This window comes from Thermus antranikianii DSM 12462 (assembly GCF_000423905.1).
GTDB classification, from domain to species: Bacteria; Deinococcota; Deinococci; order Deinococcales; family Thermaceae; genus Thermus; species Thermus antranikianii.
This window is the reverse complement of the sequence record NZ_AUIW01000002.1, coordinates 212337-231202: the sequence shown is the minus strand read 5'-3', so window position 1 is coordinate 231202 and position 18866 is coordinate 212337. Positions and strand designations below refer to the sequence as shown.

Annotated in this window: 19 protein-coding genes; 12 read left to right on the top strand and 7 right to left on the bottom strand. The window is 64.9% G+C overall.

The window, feature by feature from the left end; all coding sequences use genetic code 11:
- Position 1: 1 nt before the first annotated feature.
- The 7 genes from G584_RS0102870 to aroE are packed head-to-tail and all read right to left on the bottom strand — an operon-like array spanning position 2 to position 7139.
- Positions 2-1246: an aspartate aminotransferase family protein gene (locus tag G584_RS0102870; protein WP_028493260.1), complete on the bottom strand. Its 1245-nt coding sequence runs from the start codon at positions 1244-1246 to the stop codon at positions 2-4.
- A 10-nt stretch (positions 1247-1256) separates the two neighbouring features.
- Complete coding sequence (locus G584_RS0102865; protein WP_028493259.1) at positions 1257-1655, bottom strand: acyl-CoA thioesterase; 399 nt, start codon at positions 1653-1655, stop codon at positions 1257-1259.
- Positions 1634-1921 carry a ribosome-binding factor A gene (locus tag G584_RS0102860; protein WP_028493258.1) on the bottom strand — a complete coding sequence of 96 codons (288 nt, stop codon included), beginning with the start codon at positions 1919-1921 and terminating at the stop codon, positions 1634-1636. The genes G584_RS0102865 and G584_RS0102860 overlap by 22 nt, the downstream gene beginning before the upstream one ends.
- A 10-nt stretch (positions 1922-1931) precedes the next feature.
- Positions 1932-3233, bottom strand: coding sequence for a phosphoglucosamine mutase (gene glmM, locus G584_RS0102855; protein ID WP_028493257.1), 1302 nt, complete (start codon positions 3231-3233; stop codon positions 1932-1934).
- A 24-nt stretch (positions 3234-3257) separates the two neighbouring features.
- Positions 3258-5759 carry a DNA polymerase I gene (gene polA / locus G584_RS0102850; protein ID WP_157626362.1) on the bottom strand — a complete coding sequence of 834 codons (2502 nt, stop codon included), beginning with the start codon at positions 5757-5759 and terminating at the stop codon, positions 3258-3260.
- Between the two features lie 6 nt (positions 5760-5765).
- Entirely contained in the window at positions 5766-6344 is a 579-nt protein-coding gene (locus G584_RS0102845; protein WP_028493255.1) for an IMPACT family protein, read from the bottom strand.
- Positions 6345-7139 (bottom strand): shikimate dehydrogenase, encoded by a 795-nt coding sequence (aroE, locus tag G584_RS0102840; protein WP_028493254.1) that lies wholly within the window; start codon positions 7137-7139, stop codon positions 6345-6347.
- Positions 7140-7185: 46 nt separating this feature from the next.
- Here aroE and G584_RS0102835 point away from each other — a divergent pair, with 46 nt between their 5' ends.
- The 12 genes from G584_RS0102835 to G584_RS0102765 all read left to right on the top strand — a co-directional run bounded on the left by G584_RS0102835 (position 7186) and on the right by G584_RS0102765 (position 18863).
- Entirely contained in the window at positions 7186-8454 is a 1269-nt protein-coding gene (locus G584_RS0102835; RefSeq protein WP_157626361.1) for an NfeD family protein, read from the top strand.
- A 1-nt stretch (position 8455) separates the two neighbouring features.
- Positions 8456-9433 carry a flotillin-like protein FloA gene (floA, locus tag G584_RS0102830; RefSeq protein ID WP_028493252.1) on the top strand — a complete coding sequence of 326 codons (978 nt, stop codon included), beginning with the start codon at positions 8456-8458 and terminating at the stop codon, positions 9431-9433.
- The gene (locus tag G584_RS0102825) at positions 9430-9834 is read left to right on the top strand and encodes a hypothetical protein (protein WP_028493251.1); all 405 of its coding nucleotides are present in this window, start codon (positions 9430-9432) and stop codon (positions 9832-9834) included. The genes floA and G584_RS0102825 overlap by 4 nt, the downstream gene beginning before the upstream one ends.
- Positions 9798-10793, top strand: a complete 996-nt coding sequence (locus G584_RS0102820; protein WP_028493250.1) for a PhoH family protein — start codon at positions 9798-9800, stop codon at positions 10791-10793. The genes G584_RS0102825 and G584_RS0102820 overlap by 37 nt, the downstream gene beginning before the upstream one ends.
- Positions 10771-11190, top strand: coding sequence for an rRNA maturation RNase YbeY (gene ybeY, locus G584_RS0102815; RefSeq protein ID WP_028493249.1), 420 nt, complete (start codon positions 10771-10773; stop codon positions 11188-11190). Before G584_RS0102820 ends, ybeY begins: the two co-directional genes overlap by 23 nt.
- Positions 11145-11543, top strand: a complete 399-nt coding sequence (locus tag G584_RS0102810; RefSeq protein ID WP_028493248.1) for a diacylglycerol kinase family protein — start codon at positions 11145-11147, stop codon at positions 11541-11543. The genes ybeY and G584_RS0102810 overlap by 46 nt, the downstream gene beginning before the upstream one ends.
- Before the next feature lie 111 nt (positions 11544-11654).
- On the top strand, positions 11655-13520 hold the full coding sequence (locus tag G584_RS11890; protein ID WP_038050651.1) for a copper resistance CopC/CopD family protein: 1866 nt from the start codon (positions 11655-11657) through the stop codon (positions 13518-13520).
- A 192-nt stretch (positions 13521-13712) separates the two neighbouring features.
- Complete coding sequence (locus G584_RS0102785; RefSeq protein WP_028493245.1) at positions 13713-14075, top strand: hypothetical protein; 363 nt, start codon at positions 13713-13715, stop codon at positions 14073-14075.
- Positions 14076-14138: 63 nt separating this feature from the next.
- Positions 14139-14609: a GreA/GreB family elongation factor gene (locus G584_RS0102780; RefSeq protein ID WP_028493244.1), complete on the top strand. Its 471-nt coding sequence runs from the start codon at positions 14139-14141 to the stop codon at positions 14607-14609.
- A gap of 2 nt (positions 14610-14611) precedes the next feature.
- Positions 14612-16087 carry a lysine--tRNA ligase gene (lysS, locus tag G584_RS0102775; RefSeq protein WP_028493243.1) on the top strand — a complete coding sequence of 492 codons (1476 nt, stop codon included), beginning with the start codon at positions 14612-14614 and terminating at the stop codon, positions 16085-16087.
- Positions 16088-16954, top strand: a complete 867-nt coding sequence (locus G584_RS0102770; protein ID WP_028493242.1) for a cation diffusion facilitator family transporter — start codon at positions 16088-16090, stop codon at positions 16952-16954.
- A gap of 253 nt (positions 16955-17207) precedes the next feature.
- A complete protein-coding gene (locus G584_RS0102765) occupies positions 17208-18863 on the top strand; it encodes an acyl-CoA mutase large subunit family protein (RefSeq protein ID WP_028493241.1) in 1656 nt (551 codons plus the stop codon).
- The last annotated feature ends 3 nt before the right edge of the window (positions 18864-18866 follow it).

Below are 18866 nucleotides of genomic sequence, written 5' to 3'. Positions count from 1 at the left end.
TCTAACCCAAGAGGCCTTCCAGGGCCTTCTCCGTAGCCTTAAGGCTCTCCGAGAAGGCCGAAAGAGCCTCGTCCACGTGCTCTTTGCCAATGATGAGGGGAGGCTCGAGGCGCACCACCTTAGGGTTATTGAGCCCGAAGGCGGTGATCACTCCCCTCTCCGCCAGCTCCGCCACCACCAAGGCGCCGATGTCGGCATCGGTGAACTCCACGCCCAGCATCAGGCCCCGGCCGCGCACGTCCTCTATGAGGTGAGGATACTGGGCCTTAAGCTCCTTAAGCCCCGCCATCAGGTAGCCCCCCATTTCCAGAGCCCTTTGCGGCAGGTTCTCCTCTAGGGTGACCTCTATGGCCGCCAAGGCCGCCGCCGCCGCCAGGGGGTTACCGCCAAAGGTGGAGGAATGGAAGAGAGGGTTTTGCTTGAAGATCTCAAAGACCTCCCTCCGGCCCACGCAGGCCCCGATGGGCATCACCCCGCCCCCCAAGGCCTTGGCCAGGGTCATGAGGTCGGGGGCCACCTCCTCCCAGTCCACCCCAAAGAGCTTCCCCGTGCGCCCGAGGCCGGTCTGTACCTCGTCGGCGATCATGAGGACGCCCTTTTCCCGGGTAAGCTCCCGCACCCCCTTCAGGTAGCCATCCGGGGGCACCCGGATTCCCCCTTCCCCTTGGATGGGCTCCACGATCACCGCGGCGGTTTCCTCATCTATGGCTGCTTCCAGGGCCTCGAGGTCCCCATAGGGCACCGCCTTCACCCCGGGAAGAAGGGGCTTGGCCGGATCCTGATACTCGGGCTTGGGGGTAAGGGAAAGGGCCCCCATGGTCTTGCCGTGGAATCCCCCCTGGGTGGTGACGATGCCCGGCTTCCCCGTATAGGCCCGGGCCAGCTTGATGGCCGCCTCCACCGCCTCCGCCCCGGAGTTGCCAAAGAAGACCATTTCCAGGCCTTCGGGCGTAATCTCCGCCAGCTTGGCCGCAAGCCTCGCCGTGGGCTCGGAAACCAGGACCCGCACGGACATGGGCATGCGCTCAAGCTGGGCCCTGACGGCCTCCACCACCCTGGGGTGACGGTGGCCCAGGTTCAAGGCACCGTAGAGGCCCAAAAAGTCCAGGTAGCGCTTGCCCGTGGTGTCCCAGACGTAGGGGCCTTCGGCATGGGACTCGACCCGGTCCAGACCGGTGAAGCGAAGCAACCCTGCCAAGCCGGGATTGATGTGCCTTTCAAAAAGCGTAAAGGGGTCGTGGCTCATGCCCACAATGCTACCCTAAGTGTAGCACACTCAAGGTTTGGTAGATGTCCTCGGGGATGCGCCCGGCCCTCTCCCCCACCCGGCAAAGGTGACGGGTGAAGCCCTCGGCCAACAGCACGCCGTCCCGCTCCACCCGGTAGCGAAAGAGAAGATCCCGCCGGGAAAGGTGGGCCAGGCGGGTTCGCACCAGGACCTCCTCTCCGAAGCGGGCCGGGGCACGGAAGGTCAGGCCCAGTTCCACCACGGGAAAGAACACCCCCCGGGCCTCCACCTGGTGGTAGGGCAGGCCCGCCTTCTCCAAAAAGTCCACCCGGGCCGCCTCCAGGTAGACCGCATAGACGGAGTGGTGGACCACCCCCATCTGGTCGGTCTCTGCATAACGCACCTTTATGCGGGTCTCGCTCTCCACGGCACGAACTCCAGACGAGGCAGGCGGCGTAGGCGCACCCTACGGGCGATCTCGGAAAGGAGCCTTCTCTCCGCGTGGCTTAAGGCCAAAAGGGCTTTCTCCTCGTCGCTAAAGGCCTCCACGTACACCGTAAGCACCCGGCCGTCGGGGGAAAGGTGCACCGCCTCCACGGTGAGGAGGAATAGCCTAGGGTCTTCTAGGCCACCGATGGCCTCAGCCAGCACCCGCTTAAGGCGCTCCTCGAGGTGGGCTCTTCCGTAGCTCACCACCCTCAGCCTACTCCCGGTCCAGGCGGGAAACCAAATCGGCAAGCTTCCTCGCCACCTCCTCCGCCCCTTCCTTGGCCTCCACCATAACCCTCACCACCGGCTCAGTCCCCGAGGGACGCACGTTCACCCGCCCAAAGCCCCCAAGCCTTCCCTCCACCTCCTTTACCGCCTCCTTCAGCCGGGGATGGGCCATGACCCTATTCTTGTCGGAAACCCGCACGTTCAAAAGCACCTGGGGGTACATGGGCAACGCCTCGTACCAATCCGCAAGATCCCCTCCCAGGACCTTTAGGGCCTTTAGGGTGAGGAGGGCGGTGAGAAGGCCATCCCCTGTGGTGTGGTGCTTGAGGAAGATCACGTGCCCCGAGGGTTCCCCGCCCAGGAAAAGCCCTTTTTCCTTCATCATCTCCAAAACGTACCGGTCTCCCACCGCCGCCCGGTGGAAGGCCAGACCCTTCTCCTTCAGGGCCACCTCCAGGCCCATATTGCTCATCACCGTTCCCACCACCCCCTTTTCCTGAAAGGCCAAGGCGGTGAGGTAGAGGATATGATCCCCGTGAAAAAGCCGTCCTTTTCGGTCTATGAACTGCACCCTATCCCCATCCCCATCAAAGGCGATACCCAGGTCCAGATCCAGCTCCACCACAAAGCGGGCCAGGGCCTCGGGATGCGTGGAACCGCAGGCTCTGTTGATGTTCCGGCCATCCGGGGTGTTGAAGAAGGCCATCACCTCGGCTCCCGCCCGTTGGAAGAGCCTGGGTCCCAGGCGGTAGGTGGCCCCGTGGGCCAGGTCTAGGCCGATCCTTAGGCCCGAAAGGTCGGGAGCATGGGCCAGGAGAAAGTCCAGGTACATCCTCTCCGCCTCCCGAAAATCCCCCACAGTACCGATGCCCCGCGTGGGATGCTCCTCCTCCAGGAGGGCTTCGATCTCCTCCTCCGCGGGGTCGGGAAGCTTCTCGCCCTCGGGCCCGAAAAACTTGATGCCGTTGTCCTGGTAAGGGTTGTGGCTGGCGGAGATCATGGCCCCGGCGCTAGCCTTAAGGTGCCGTGTGAGATAGGCCACCCCCGGGGTGGGGAGCACCCCCAGGTGCTCCACCCTGACCCCCTGGCTCATAAGCCCCGCCGCCAAGGCGGCCTCCAGAAGATCGCTGGACTCCCGGGTATCCTTGGCCAGGAGGACCACAGGCCTAGGGCTCACCTTGCGAAGATAGGCCCCCGCCGCTTGGCCAAGCTTAAGGACAAACCCGGGGGTAAGGGGGTGCTTGCCCGCCTCCCCCCGCACCCCGTCGGTGCCGAAGTAACGCCTCATGGGAACGACTATACCCCACGACCCCTAGGCCTTGGCGGAAAGCCAGTCCTCGCCGATGCCCACCTCCACCTCCAAGGGCACCTTGAGGGGCCACACCTCCTCCATGGTCCGCTTGGCCTCTTGGGCAACTTCCTCCGCTTGCTCCTTGGGCACCTCGAGGACCAGTTCGTCGTGCACCTGCAAAAGCATCCTGGCCCCCAGCTCCTGAAGCCTGGGAAAGAGCTTCACCATGGCCAGTTTCATCAAATCCGCGGCGGTCCCCTGTACCGGCATGTTGAAGGCCATGCGCTCCGCTGCCTCCCGGATGCTCTTCACCCGGGAAGCCAAGTCGGGCACGTAGCGCCGGCGGCCAAAGAGGGTTTCCACGTAGCCCCGTTCCCGTCCTTCCGCCAGGGTTTTCTCAATCCAGGCCCGCACCTTGGGGTAGCTCTGGAAATACCGCTCGATGAAAGCCACCGCTTCCTCGTAGGGAATGGCCAGCTCTCCCGAAAGCCGGTGGGCGGACATGCCGTAGAGGACGCCGAAATTGATGGTCTTGGCCGCCCGGCGCATCAGGGAATCCACGGCCTCGGGGGGCACGCCGAACATCCAGCTGGCCGTCTGGGTGTGGATGTCCTGGCCCTCCTGGAAGACCCGGATCAGGTTCTCGTCCCCAGAAAGGTGCGCCAGGACCCTGAGCTCAATCTGGCTGTAGTCCAAAACCACCAGCCTCCACCCCTCCTCGGCCACGAAGGCCCGGCGGATCCGCTGGCCCAAAGGGGTGCGCACGGGGATATTTTGCAGGTTGGGATCCGAGCTGCTAAGCCTCCCCGTGGCGGTGGCCGTCTGGTTGAAACGGGTGTGGAGGCGGTTCGTCTTGGGGTGGACCAGGGCGGGCAAGGGGTCGATGTAGGTTCCCTTGAGCTTGGCAAGCTCCCGGTACTGGAGGATGCGGTCCACGATGGGATGAGCCTCCCGCAAGGCCTCCAAAACGGCGGCGCTGGTGGAGCGCTTGCCGGTCTTCTCCGTCTTGCCGATGGCAGGAAGCCCAAGCTCGTCAAAGAGGACCCTTTCCAGCTGGTCCCGGGAGTTCAGGTTGAAAGGATGCCCGGCCAGTCGGTGTACCTCCTCCTCAAGGCGCCTGAGCTCCGCCTCCACCTCCAGGGAAAGGGCCTTCAAATAGGCCACATCCAACCGTACCCCCGTGGCCTCCATGTGGGCCAGGACCCGCGAAAGGGGCTTTTCCACCTCCTCGTAAAGCCAAAGAAGCCTCTCCTCCCCCTTAAGCCGCTCCAGGAGGGCGGCGTAAAGCCTTTCGGAAAGCAACGCCCTTTCCCCCGCCTCCCCGGTCCACTCCCCCCCGTAGCGCCGGGCTACCCCTTCGGGGGCGGTGTTGGAAGGATCCAGGAGGTAGGCGAGGAGCATGGGGTCATCGCCCGGTGCCAGGGCAATCCCTTCCCTCAGGGCCAGCACCGCCAGGTCCTTGGCCAAAAGCCCCCTCACCTCCCTAAGCCCCCGCAAGGCCTCCAAGGGATCCTCCGCCCGGTAAACCCTTCCCTCCCAGGCGGCGGCCAAGGCGTTAAGCTCCGCCCACATGGGCTCGGGGCGAGAAAGAACGTACCCCACGAAGGCTCCCTCGGGGGGTGGCCAGGGAGCTTCCTCCGCCGCCACCGGGCTTTCCAACAGGCCGAACTCGTGGAGGAGGCTTCCGAACTCCAACCTCTCCAAAAAGGCCTTAAGCCCCTCCCGGTCCGGCTCCCGGCGCCGGGCGAAGTCCACCTGAAGGGGCAAATCCGTGTACACCCGGGATAGCTCCAGGGATAGCTTGAGGTCCTCCATGTGGCTAAGGATCTTCTCCCGCACGGAGGCAGGTTTCACCTGTTCCAGGTGCTTAAGAAGGTTTTCCAGGCTTCCCCACTCCCGGATCAGCTTGGCCGCCGTCTTCTCCCCGATGCCCTTCACGCCGGGGATGTTGTCGGAAGGGTCCCCGGCCAAGGCCCGGTAGTCCACCCACTGGGAAGGCTTAAGCCCATACTTCTCCCAAAGCCACTCCGGGGTGATCAGGTAACCCTCCGGGTGAAGGATGGAGATTCGGTCCGAAAGAAGCTGGTAGAGGTCCCGGTCCGCGGTGAGGATGCGCACCTCGTAGCCTTCCTTCTCCGCCTTCTTGGCCAGGGTGGCCAGGACGTCGTCCGCCTCAAAGCCCGGCACCTCGAGGCGCTCCAGACCCAAAAGGTCCACCATCTCCTTGATAAGGGCAAGCTGCCGGGGAAAGTCCTCGGGGGTGGGAGCCCGCCCCGCCTTGTAGGCCTCGTAGGTCTGGTGGCGGAAGGAGGGGGCCTTGGCGTCAAACACCACGATCACCACATCCCCGTCTTCCCTTAGCGCCTTCAAAAGGCTCTTGGCAAAGCCGTACACCGCTTGGACCGGCTCCCCGCGGCTGGTGGTGAGGCCCTTCAGGGCAAAAAAGGTACGGTAGGCCAGGTGGTGGCCGTCCACCAGAAGCACCCGGCCCTTGGGCTCAAAAAGGGGCAGCATCGCCCTTATGCTACCCTAGCCTTCCCAGCGCACCTGCCCCCGGGTGAGGTCCCTGAGCTCCTGCAAAAAAGCCTCCTTTTCCTCTGCGGGAAGCCTGAGGTGAAACCGCACCCCCTCCGCCAGGTACTCCTCCAAAGCCGTCCAGGAGCGGGAGGCTAAGAGCCTGTGCACCCGGCCCACCTGGGGAAAAGGGACCACAAACCGCACCTCCTCCCACTCCATCAAGGGCACCTTGGAAGCCCGCCTCAGGGCCTCCGCAGCCACCCCCCCGTAGGCCCGGACAAGCCCCCCGGCCCCCAGCTTGACCCCACCGAAATAGCGCACCACCAAAACCACCACCCTATCCAGCCCTTGGGCCTGAATGGCGTGGAGGATGGGCTTACCCGCCGTGCCTGTGGGCTCGCCGTCGTCAAAGAAGCGGTAGAGATTGCCCAGCTTGTAGGCGTAGCCGTTGTGGGTGGCCTGGGGTTCCCGGTGGGCCTGCAAAAAGGCCAAGGCTTCCTCCTCCGAGGCCACCGGGGCCGCCTTGGCGATGAAGCGGCTCTTCTGGATGATCTCCTCGTGAACCACCGGGGCCGCCAGGGTATAGGCCATTCACTCCCCCTCCAGGGCCTGGCGGGCCGCCTCCTCCATGCCCCTGGGGTCTGGGAGAAGGCCTGTCCAGACGCGGAAGGCCAAGGCCCCCTGCCAGGCCAGCATGGGAAGCCCCGTCTGTACCTGAAGGCCCCTTTCCCTCGCCTCCCTTAACAACCGGGTCCAGAGGGGCCGGTAGACCAGGTCCACCACGGCCCCTTCCTTGGGGAAAAACTCAGCCGGCAAGGGAGTAGCCCCTGGGTCCTTAAGCCCCACGCTGGTGGCGTTTACCAGGAGCCTTGCCTCCTGGGCCCGTTCCAAGGGAACCGCCTTCAGCCCAAACTCCTCCGCCAGGGCCAAGGCCCTTTTCCAGGTGCGGTTCCAGATCCAGACCTCGAGGCCCGCCTCCCTTAAGGCCCAGGCCACCGCCCGCCCCGCCCCCCCGGCCCCCAGGACCAAGGCAGGGCCCATGAGGGGAATCCCCCCGGCCTTCAGGGCCTGCAAAAACCCAGGGGCATCGGTGTTGAAGCCGAGAAGCCTCCCCTCCACGGAAAGCACCGTGTTCACCGCCCCAATGGCCTGGGCTTCCGGGGAAACCCAATCCAAAAGGGGCAAGGCCGCCTCCTTAAGGGGAATGGTCAGGTTCACGCCCCGGTATTCCCGGCGCACCTCCTCCAGGCGGTCCTTTAGGGCCTCGAGGGGGGTTTCCAAGGCCTCGTAGCTCCCCTCCAGGCCCAGGGAGCTCAAGGCGTACCGGTGCATGGCCGGGGACAGGGAGTGGGCAATGGGACTGCCCAACACCGCCAGGCGCAGCATGAACTTCAGGATACCCCACCACACTTCCTCACCCAAGCCGTATAGAATGAGGACGGTGAAAAGGCTCCTTGCCCTATGTTTCCTACTCTCCCTGGCCCTGGGGAAAACCTACCTCATTCCCATCCAGGGGGAGATTGACCCCGCCTTGGCGGTCTTTGTGGAGCAGGCTCTAGCCCGCGCCGAGCGGGAAGGAGCCAGCGGTGTGACCTTTCTCATCGACACCCCAGGGGGCCGGGTGGACGCCGCCATCCGTATCTCCGACCGGATCCTGCAAACCCCCCTTCCCACCCTGGCGGTGGTGCAGAACGCCTTTTCCGCTGGGGCCTTGATCGCCCTTTCCTGCCGCCAAATCGCCATGCTGCCGGGCTCGGAGATCGGGGCGGCCCTGCCGGTGGTGGCTCTTCCCCTGCAGCAACCCCAGGCGGCGGACCAGAAGATCATCTCCGCCCTTAAGGGCAAGTTCCGCGCGGTGGCCGAGGCCCGGGGAAGGCCGGTGGAGCTGGCGGAGGCCATGGTGGACCCCCAGGTGGAGATCCCTGGCCTTTCCGCCAAAGGAGAGCCCCTCACCCTTTCCGCCGACAAGGCGGTGGAGCTCAAGGTGGCGGACTTCAAGGCAGGAAGCCTCTCCGAGGCTCTGCGCCAGGCAGGGTACAGCCTGGAAACGGAAAGGCTCGAGCCCGGCCCCAGGGTGCAGGTGGCCCGGTTCCTCACCAGCTCCACCGTGGCGGGGCTTCTCTTGGCCCTTGGGCTTCTCCTTCTCCTCCTCGAGCTCTTCACCCCGGGCTTCGGGGTCATGGGGACCTTGGGCCTGGCGTTTTTAGCCCTTTACTTTGCCGGAGGGTGGCTCGCCGGGCTTTCCGGGGCCTTCGAGCTGGTTCTCTTCTTTCTGGGGGTGGCCCTCCTCCTGGCCGAGGCCTTCCTCTTCCCTGGGTTCGGCATCGCTGGAGCCTTGGGCGTGGGATCCATATTGGCCTCCGTGTACTTCACCTTCGGGGAGAACGCCCTCATGGTCATCGCCATCGCGGTGATCGCTTTGGGCCTCGGCCTGCTCCTGGTCTTTCGCTTCCTACCCAGGACCCGTCCGGCAAGGGCCTTGGTGCTGGAAAGCACCATCTCCGAACACGCCACCGGGGACGAGGTGGAGGTGGGCGCCATCGGCGTGGCCCTCACCGACCTGAGGCCTGGCGGGGTGGCCCGCTTCGGCAACAAGCGCATCGATGTGGTGGCCAACCGGGGTTTCCTGCCCAAGGGCACCACCCTAAGGGTGGTGGAGGTCAGGGGACCCACGGTGGTGGTGGAAGCCTTGGAGGAATGATATGGAAGGACTCGGCGTGCTCTTTCTGGCCTTTGTTGTTCTCATCCTCATCTTTCTTTTCTTCAGCTTTATCCCGGTAGGCCTCTGGATCTCCGCCTGGGCCGCAGGGGTCAGGGTGCCCTTGATCACCCTGGTGGCCATGCGCCTGAGGCGGGTTCCCCCGGCCAAGATCATCTACCCCCTCATCAAGGCCACCAAGGCGGGGTTGGATGTCCGTCTGGACCGCCTCGAGGCCCACTACCTGGCCGGGGGCAACGTGGACCGGGTGGTGGATGCCCTGATCGCCGCCGACAAAGCGGGCATCAAGCTCACCTTTGACCGGGCGGCGGCCATCGACCTGGCGGGGCGGGATGTTCTGGAGGCGGTGCGGGTTTCCGTGAACCCCAAGGTGATCCAGACCCCCATGGTGGCCGCAGTGGCCAAGGACGGGATCCAGCTTCTGGCCACGGCCCGGGTAACGGTAAGGGCCAACATCGACCGCCTGGTGGGCGGGGCTGGGGAGGAAACCATCATCGCCCGGGTGGGGGAAGGCATCGTGACCACCATCGGCAGCGCCAACTCCCACAAGGAAGTCCTGGAAAACCCGGATCGCATCAGCAAAACCGTGCTGGAAAAGGGCCTGGATGCCGGCACCGCCTTCGAGATCCTCTCCGTGGACATCGCCGACGTGGACGTGGGCAAGAACATCGGGGCCCAGCTTCAGATCGACCAGGCGGAGGCCGACAAGAAGATCGCCCAGGCCAAGGCGGAGGAACGCCGGGCCATGGCGGTGGCCGCCGAGCAGGAGAACCGGGCCCTGGTGGAGGCCATGCGGGCCAAGCTGGTGGAGGCCCAGGCCCAGGTGCCCCTGGCCCTGGCGGAGGCCTTGCGCACGGGAAGGCTCGGGGTCATGGACTACTACCGCTTGAAGAACATCGAGGCCGACACCGACATGCGGGAGTCCATCAGCCGGGCCGCCAAGCCCGAGGGTGAGGAATGAGCCTAGATGACCTTCTGGGTCTCCTCTTCCTGCTCTTCTTCATCGTCATCCCGGCCCTGCAGGGCTTAAGCCGCCGGGGCCAGCCTCCCCCCATTCCCCCGGGATTTCCCGAGGACCTGCCTCCACCGGAACCCCTACCCCGCCCCAAGCCCAGGGCCCGGCCCAAGCCCAAGACCCCGCCGCCCCCATCCCTTCCCGCACCCAAGAAACCGGAAGCGGAGAGTTTAGAACGGCCCTATAGCCCCGAACGGCAACCCTTGGAAGTGCGGTTCCGCGAGGTATCCCTGCCGGAGGAAGAGCGAAGGAAGCGCCCGCGGAAAAGGCTGCTCACCACCGACGGCGAAAGCATCCTGAAAGGGGTGATATGGCACGAAATCCTGAAGAAGCCCAAAGGCTGGTGATCCCCCTAAAACCCGAGGAAACCCTGGCCTTTTTAGGCCAGGCAGACCGAAACCTGAAGAAGCTCCGTTCCCTTTTCCGGGAGGCCTTCGGCGACCGGCTCAAGCTCATCATGCGGGGCAACCAGGTGGAGCTGGAGGGTGACCAGGAAGCGGTGGAGGTGGCCGAGCGGGCCGTGCGGGACCTCTTGGCCCTCCTCAGGCAAGGAGCGGAGCTGGACCAGCCCACCCTGGAACAATCCGTGGCCTTGGCCTTGCAAGGGGAGGGTCTGTACCAGGCCACCACCCCGGAAACCGAGCTCGCGCTACCAGGCCGTCTCAGGCCCAAAACCCCCGGGCAAAGGCGGTACGTGGAGGCCATCGCCCACCATGACATCACCTTCGGGGTGGGCCCTGCGGGAACCGGCAAGACCTATTTGGCGGTGGCCATGGCGGTGAGCCACCTCCGGGCCAAAAGGGTTAAGCGCATCATCCTCACCCGGCCAGCGGTGGAGGCCGGGGAAAAGCTGGGGTTTTTGCCAGGAGACATCCAGGCCAAGGTGGACCCTTATCTCCGCCCCCTTTACGATGCCCTCTTTGACATGATCGACGCCGAGCGCTTTGAGCAGTACCTTCAGTCCGGCATCATTGAGGTGGCCCCCCTGGCCTTCATGCGGGGCCGCACCCTCAACGATGCCTTCATCATCCTGGACGAGGCCCAAAACACCACCCCGGAGCAGATGAAGATGTTCCTCACCCGCATGGGCTTCTCCTCCAAGATGGTCATCACCGGGGACATCACCCAAATCGACCTCCCCAAGCACCAAAAGTCGGGGCTGGTGGAGGCCATCCACATCCTCAAGGGCATTGAGGGCATCGCCTTCGTGTACTTCAAGGAGTCCGACGTGGTGCGTCATCCCTTGGTGGCCCGCATCATCAAGGCCTACGAGGAAGCCGAGCGTGGTGGAGATCGTAGCCAATAAGCGTCCGCCAAGGGGCCTCATCCCCAGGCTCCGCCGGGCCCTTTCCGCCTTAATGAAGGAACTGGGCGTGGGAGACAAGGCCGTCACGGTCATCCTCACCGGGGACCGCAGGATCAGGGCCCTAAAGCGGGAGTGGTGGGGGGAGGATGAGGCCACGGATGTCCTTTCCTTTCCCCACTACGAACCCGGGGATCCCTTCGTACCCCCCCACCTGGGGGACATCTGGATCAGCCTGGACACCGCCAAGAGGCAGGCGGAGGAAAGAGGGGTTCCCCTCGAGGAGGAGGTGCTTGTCCTGGCAGCCCATGGGCTATGGCACCTTCTCGGCCACGACCATCAACAGGAGGAGGATTGGGAGGGCTTCCGCCGCGTCCAAGAGAGGATTCTCGCCCTTTAAAGGGCGTTTGGCGTTCCCTGGGATATGCCTGGGAGGGCGTTCTCTACGCCTGGCGGGTGCAACGGAACTTCCGCCTCGAGGCCTACTTGGCCCTTTTGGCCCTTGGGCTTGCCCTTTGGCTGGAAGTTGACCCGGTGCCGGTGCTGCTCGTTAGCGCCCTGGTGCTTTCCCTGGAACTCATGAACACCGCCCTCGAGGCCCTGGCCGACCTGGTAAGCCCGGTATTCCATCCCCTGGTCAAGCGGGCCAAGGACACGGCGGCAGCGGCGGTGCTTTTGGCGAGCTTCTTCGCCCTCCTCGTGGGCCTCTACCTTCTCCTGCCTCCCCTCCTCAGACGGTTTGGGCTAAGCTAGGGTGGTCATGCCCGCCATGGGTCGGCTCAGCCTCAGACCCTACTCGACGAGTAGGGCCTGGCTCCTCCGGACGCCAGACGCCGCGCCGGGGAGGTGAAGACCTTGGCCCGGATGGGTGTGGGTCTCGGGCAGCAAGCGGTGGCGGCCTGCCTCCTCCTGGTTGCCTGGATCGTAGGGGTGCCCGCGTGGGCCCATTCCGCACTGGAACGTAGCATACCCGCTGACGGGGACGTCCTGACTAAGCCGCCGCGGCAGCTGGAGCTGTTCTTCGCTACACCCGTCTACCTTACCCAGGGAGGATTGACCCTGAAGGACCAGCAGGGCACGGTCCACCCCACCCTGCTGGGTGCCCCTGTGGCCGCAGAGGGTGGGCGCCGTTACATAATCCCCCTCCGGGAAACACTCCCGGACGGGACGTATACCCTCACCCTGCGCGCCCTGGCTCGGGACGGGGATCCCCTGACCGCGGAACTGCGGTTTGCCGTGCGCGAGCTGCCGGCTGCGCCCCGCACGCCGACGACGTTCGGGCTTGCCGCGAGCGAACCAGCCGACGGCACATTGCTGCCCTCACCGCCCCCCCGCGTCGTCCTGCGCTTCACCCAGCCCGTGCAGCGCGTGTTGGGCGCGCTGGTGCTGGACGACCGTCAGCAGCCCGTGGCCGGCGAGAACGCCCACGTGGACCCTGCTGATCCCACCGTGCTGGTGATTCCCCTGGACCGCCCCCTGCGGGCGGGGAGCTACAAAGTGATCGCCTACGTCTTTGCCGCGGACGGTGTTCCAGCCAATCCCGTCCTGTACTTCGCCGTCGAACGCGTCACGCCCTTCCCGCCGCCTGCCCCGGTTCCCTTCGCGTGGACTGGCGTCCTGGCGCTCCCCGAGACGTGGCTACGGGCGCTGATGCTGTCCACCCTGCTGGTGCTGGCAGGCGGAAGCGCCTTCGTGGCCTGGTGGGCGCCGCCCTCCGGGGCGAAGGGGCGATGGCGTGTCGTGGTCCGCGCCACGGCGGTGCTGGGCATCCTAGCTGCGGCAGGCTTGCTGACGCTGCGGGCTCACTCACTGGGAGGCAGCATCCTCGAACTCCTACGCCTGCCCGTAGGCGGCATACCCCTGCTGCAGGCCGCACTCATGATGGCGTCGGCAGCCGTGTCACAGGAGCGGGTACGGGCCGGGGCGGCCGCCCTCGCCCTGGCCTTGCATCCCCTGACGGGCCACCCGGCGCTACCCGGCGTAGGCGGCCCAGCCACGCTCGCCACAGCCGTCCTGCACTTGCTGGCGGCCGCAACCTGGCTCGGCGGGGTGGTGGCGCTCCTGGCCCTCTGTCCGCGCCACGAGCCGGCAGACTGGCTGCGAACCGCTGCCCAGCGGTTCGCTCCCTTCGCACTACTCGCCTTGATCGTGCTGGTTGGAACCGGCTTAGGCCTGGCAGCGGATCTCTCCGGCTCGTGGCAGGGGTTCTGGGCCAGCGACTGGGGGCGGGTGGTACGGACCAAGGCCGCCGTGCTGCTGGCCATCGCCTTCCTCGGCGCGGCACAACGGCGCCGGGTGGCCCGCCGGAGCGCGTTGGGAACATCCTTCCTCGCCCGGCTGTGGTTGGAACTAGGGCTTGGGCTTAGCGCTGTGCTCTTAGGCACCGCCTTAGGCACACTCAACCCCGTGGCGGGCGTCTTCCCCACACGCATCGTGCAAAACGGGATCACGGCCCGGTTGACGGTGTGGCCGCTGGCGGTGGGCCACAACATGCTCACGGTCCGGCTCGAGCCGGACCCTGCTGCACGCCGCGTAACCCTGCGCTTCTTTATGCCACCCGATTTCCGCATGGAATCCACGGCCTTTCACGTCGGCCCCGGAACGTACGCGGTGGTGGGCAACCAGCTACACGGGCCCGGGCGCATCGACGTGACGGTACGGGTGGAGCAGGCCGATGGAACCGTGTTGGCCTTCCCGTTCCGGGTCGAGGTGCCCCTGCCGGGTCGCTAAAGCAGCAACGGCTTCCCACGGCCGCTGGTTCGGGGCGCGCCCAAGCGGCAGGGGGCAGGGCACGCGCACCGTTAATTCGCTGCGCGTCCCGTAGCTTGCTGCACCTGGGGTGGGGCGATATCACCGCCCTCCCCGTGGGCCTCTACCTCCTCCTGCCTCCCCTCCTCGGACGGTTTGGGCTAAGCTAAGCATATGGACCACGAGGAAAGGGAGATGATCCTGGAGATCTTTCCAGGCACTCCCCCCGAGCTTCTCCCCATTGGGGAGATTCTTTATTATCGCGACGAGGAAGGCCGGGTGATCATCCAGGAAAAGGGGCCTCCGGAGCTCCGCCTGACCCTGGAACCCCTGGCCGGAACCCTGGGAAGCCCTCAGGTGTGCGAGGCCTGCCACCGCCACCTTTCGGGAAGCGCTTTGGGCTTCTTCCGCCACCCGGTGGGCGGTAGGGAAACCCACCTCCGCTACCTGGTCCTCTGCCTGGACACGGCAGCCTGCGCCAGCCATGCGGAACCTGAGCGTTTGAGGGAAATCCTCCTTCGCGGTATACTCACCTGAGAAGGAGGCCCTTGGGCCAAGGAGGTCGGCTTTGGCCGACCTTCATGACTTACGAGGTGAGCTATGGCGCGCGAGGTGAAGCTAACCAAAGCCGGTTACGAGCGGCTCATGCAGCAACTTCTGCAGGAAAGGGAACGCCTGCAAGAAGCCACCCGCATCCTGCAGGAACTCATGGAGTCCTCCGACGACTACGACGATTCGGGGCTGGAGGCGGCCAAACAGGAAAAGGCCCGCATCGAGGCCCGGATCGACAGCCTCGAGGACATCCTCTCCCGGGCGGTGATCATAGAAGGGGCCGCCACCGAGGTCATCGGCCTAGGCTCGGTGGTGGAGCTGGAAGACCCTGTCACCGGCGAGCGCCTGGAGGTGCAGGTGGTCTCCCCTGCTGAGGCCAGCGTCCTGGAGACCCCCATGAAGATCTCCGATGCCTCCCCCATGGGCAGAGCCCTCCTGGGCCACAGGGAAGGGGATGTGCTCAGCCTGGAAACCCCCAAGGGCAAGAAGGAGTTCCGGGTGGTTTCGGTGCGCGGCTAAACATGAACGAGCAGACGCGGCAACGCCTACTCAACCTGGAAGCCCTGGCGGAGGCGGGCTTTCAACCCTATCCCTACCGCTACCCCAAAACCCATAGCGCCAAGGAGATCCTCGTCTCCAAGCAGGGAGCCCCCCCGGAAAGCGAGTGGGAGGAAGAGGTAGCCCTGGCCGGGCGCATCGTGGCCTTAAGGCGCATGGGGAAGGTCACCTTCGCCCACCTCCTGGACGAAAGCGGCAAGATCCAGCTCTATTTCCAAAAGGACCTCACCCCGAGCTACGATCTTTTGAAGAAGCTGGACGTGGGGGACATCCTAGGGGTCAAGGGCACGGTCTTCACCACCAAAACCGGGGAGGTCACGGTGAAGGTCCTCTCCTGGACCCCCCTGGTGAAAAGCCTCCACCCTCTCCCCGACAAGTGGCACGGCATCAAGGACAAGGAGGTGCGCTACCGGCAGCGCTATCTGGACCTCATCGTAAACCCTGAGGTGCGGGAGGTCTTTCGGCGGCGCACCGCCATGGTGCGCTATATCCGCCGCTTTTTTGAGGAGCGGGGGTTTTTGGAGGTGGAAACCCCCATCCTCCAGGCCACCACTGGCGGAGCGGAGGCCAGGCCCTTCAAGACCTACCACAACGCCCTGGACCACGAGTTTTACCTAAGGATCTCCCTGGAGCTTTACCTGAAGCGCCTTCTCGTGGGCGGGTTTGAAAAGGTGTTCGAGATCGGGCGGAACTTCCGCAACGAGGGCATCGACCACAACCACAACCCCGAGTTCACCATGCTGGAGGCCTATTGGGCCTACGCCGACTACCAGGACATGGCTAAGCTGGTGGAGGAACTCCTTTCCGGCCTGGTCCTCCACCTCTTCGGCAGCTACCAGGTCCCCTACCAGGGGCGGGTGCTGGACTTTACCCCACCCTTTAAACGCATCTCCTTCGTGGAGGCTTTGAAGGAAAAGGCCGGCCTGCCCTTTGATCCCTTGGACCTAGAAAGGCTTAGGATCTTCGCCGACGCCCACCATCCCGAACTTGCCCATGTCCCCAGCTACAAGCTTCTGGACAAGCTTTTCAGCATTTACGTGGAGCCTGAACTCCAGAACCCCACCTTCGTCTTCGACTTCCCCCTGGTCATCAGCCCTCTGGCCAAGCGGCACCGGGAAAAGCCTGGGCTCACGGAGCGCTGGGACCTCTATGCGGGCGGGATGGAACTCGCCCCCGCCTACTCCGAGCTCAACGATCCCCTGGACCAGAGGGAACGCTTTTTAGAACAGGCCAGGCGCAGACGGGAAGGGGACGAGGAGGCCCCCGAGCCCGACGAGGACTTCTTGTTGGCCCTGGAGTACGGCATGCCCCCAGCGGCGGGGCTCGGCCTGGGCCTGGACCGCCTGGCCATGATCCTCACCGACCAGCCCTCCTTAAGGGACGTCCTCCTCTTCCCCTTGCTCAAGCCCAAGCGGGAGCTGGTGGAGGAAGAAGCCTAGGTGGCGGAAAGGGCTGCCCGCCTCAGCCTCCTGGTGGCCCTATGGGTCCTGGGGTTAAAGGCCTTGGCCTACCTCCTCACCGGCTCGGTGGCCCTTCTCTCCGACGCCCTCGAGTCCACGGTGAACGTGGCTGCAGCCTTCTTGGCCCTCTTTGCCATCCGCTTCGCCCAACGCCCTCCCGACGAAACCCATCCCTTCGGCCACACCAAGGCCGAGTACTTCTCCGCGGTGCTGGAGGGAGTCCTGGTGGTACTGGCCGCCTTTCTCATCGCCAAGGAATCCATCCCCCGCCTCCTTCATCCCAGGCCCCTAGGGGACCTGGGACCGGGCCTCTTGGTCAGCCTCCTGGCTTCCCTGATCAACGGCCTTCTCGCCTGGTATCTCCTCCGCCAGGGAAGGCGCTTGCGCTCCCCTGCCCTCACCGCCGACGGCTACCACGTGCTTTCCGACGTGCTCACCTCCGTGGGGGTTCTCGCCGGGGTGGGCCTTGCCTGGGCCACGGGGTTATGGGTGCTGGATCCCTTGCTGGCCCTTTTGGTGGCGGGGAACATCCTCCTCATGGGCTTCCGCCTGGTGCGCCAGTCCGTGGGAGGGCTCATGGATGAGGGGCTCTCCCCAGCGGAGGTGGGCCGGATCCGAAAAACCATCGCCGAGGCCTTGGGGGGAAGGGCCCTCGAGGTCCACGACCTCAAAACCCGCAAAGCGGGAAACCGGGCCTTTTTGGAATTCCACCTGGTGGTGCCGGGGTCCATGACCGTGGAGGAAGCCCACCGGCTCTGCGACGAGCTGGAAAGGGCTTTGGAGGAAACTTTCCCCGGGCTTGCCGTCACCATCCACGTGGAGCCGGAAAGCGAGCGGAAGCGCTAAAGGATAACGCCACCCTCTGGCCACTCGAGAAGGTAGCTTCAGGAAAGCGCTGCCGACAAGCTGGCTTTTCCCCACCAGCGAAGGGGCTCTCCAACACCCTTTCCCGCCATATCGTACCCCCCAAGGGTCCAGGGGACAGGCCCGGCCAAGGGAGCTGCCGAGGCCCCCACCCCAGCTTCGGCAGGGTGGGGGTGGTATAACGCTCTTTTCCTTGGGCGCATAAAAGCGTAGAATATGACCCAAGGGAGGACCCATGCGCAAGAAGCACGACTGGCTCAGGGAAACCTACCAGAAGAGCCTGGAGAAGATGCCCGAAAGGCCTGTGGCCCACCGCACCCTTTCGGACATCGCCCCAGAACCCCTTTACACCCCAGAGGACATCGGGGTCCTGGACCCGGAGTACGAGGAAAAGCGGGGCTACCCGGGGGAGTACCCCTATACCCGCGGGGTCTACGGCTCCATGTACCGGTCCAAGCTCTGGACCATGCGCATGTTCGCCGGCTTTGGCACCGCCGAGCAGACCAACGAGCGGTTCAAGAAACTCTTAAAGGCGGGCCAGACTGGCCTCAGCGTGGCCTTTGACCTGCCCACCCTCATGGGCTACGACTCCGATCACCCCCTTTCCAAGGGGGAGGTGGGCAAGTGCGGGGTGGCGGTCTCCAGCCTGGCGGACATGGAGATCCTCTTCGATGGGATCAACCTCGAGGAGGTCACCACCTCCATGACCATCAACAGCCCCGCCAACGCCATCTGGGCCATGTACTTGGCGGTGGCCAAAAAGAAGGGGTACGACTGGAAGAAGCTTGGGGGCACCATCCAAAACGACATCCTCAAGGAGTTCATCGCCCAGAAGGAGTTCATCTTCCCCCCCGAACCCAGCGTGAAGCTGGTCATCGACACCTTTGAGTGGGGGCCCAAGAACGTCCCCAAGTGGAACTTCATCTCCGTATCCGGCTACCACATCCGGGAAGCGGGTTCCACCGCCGTGCAGGAGCTGGCCTGGACCCTGGCCGACGGGTTTGAGTACGTGGAGGCCGCCCTGAAGCGGGGCCTGGACATCGATGAGTTCGCCCCCAGGATCAGCTTCTTCTTCGACGTCCACAACGACTTCTTTGAGGAGATCGCCAAATTCCGAGCCGCCCGGCGCATCTGGGCTAGGGAAATGCGCTACCGCTACGGGGCCAAGAACCCCCAAAGCTGGATGCTCCGAACCCATGCCCAAACCGCCGGGGTGTCCCTCACCGCCCAGCAACCCCTCAACAACATCGCCCGGGTGGCCATCCAGGCCCTGGCTGCCGTTTTGGGGGGTACCAACAGCCTCCACACCGACGCCTACGACGAAGCCCTGGCCCTGCCCACGGAGGAATCCGCCACCATCGCCCTCAGGACCCAGCAGATCATCGCTTACGAAAGCGGGGTCACCCACACCATCGACCCCCTGGCGGGGAGCTACTACGTGGAGTGGCTCACCGACGAGATGGAGCGCCAGGCCATGGCCATCATCGAGGAGATCCGGCGCATGGGGGGCGTGGTGCGGGCCATCGAGGAGGGCTACTTCCTGCGGGAGCTGGCCGAGGCCAGCTACCGCTACCAGCAGGAGGTGGAGCGTAAGGAGAGGATCATCGTGGGGGTGAACGCCTTCACCGACGAGATCCCCTTGAAGGTCCCCATCCAGTTGGTGGACCCCGAGGTGGAGCGGGTCCAGGCGGAGCGCCTGGCCCGGGTACGCCGGGAACGGGACCCCAAGCGGGTGGAGGAGGCCCTTGCGGGCCTAAGGCGGGCTGCGGTGGAAGGGCAGAACACCATGCCCCACTTCGTGGAGTGCGCCCTGGCCTACTGCACCCTGGGGGAGATGATGGACGTCTTGCGGGAGGTCTACGGCACCTACCAGGAGCCAGCTTACGTTTAGGAT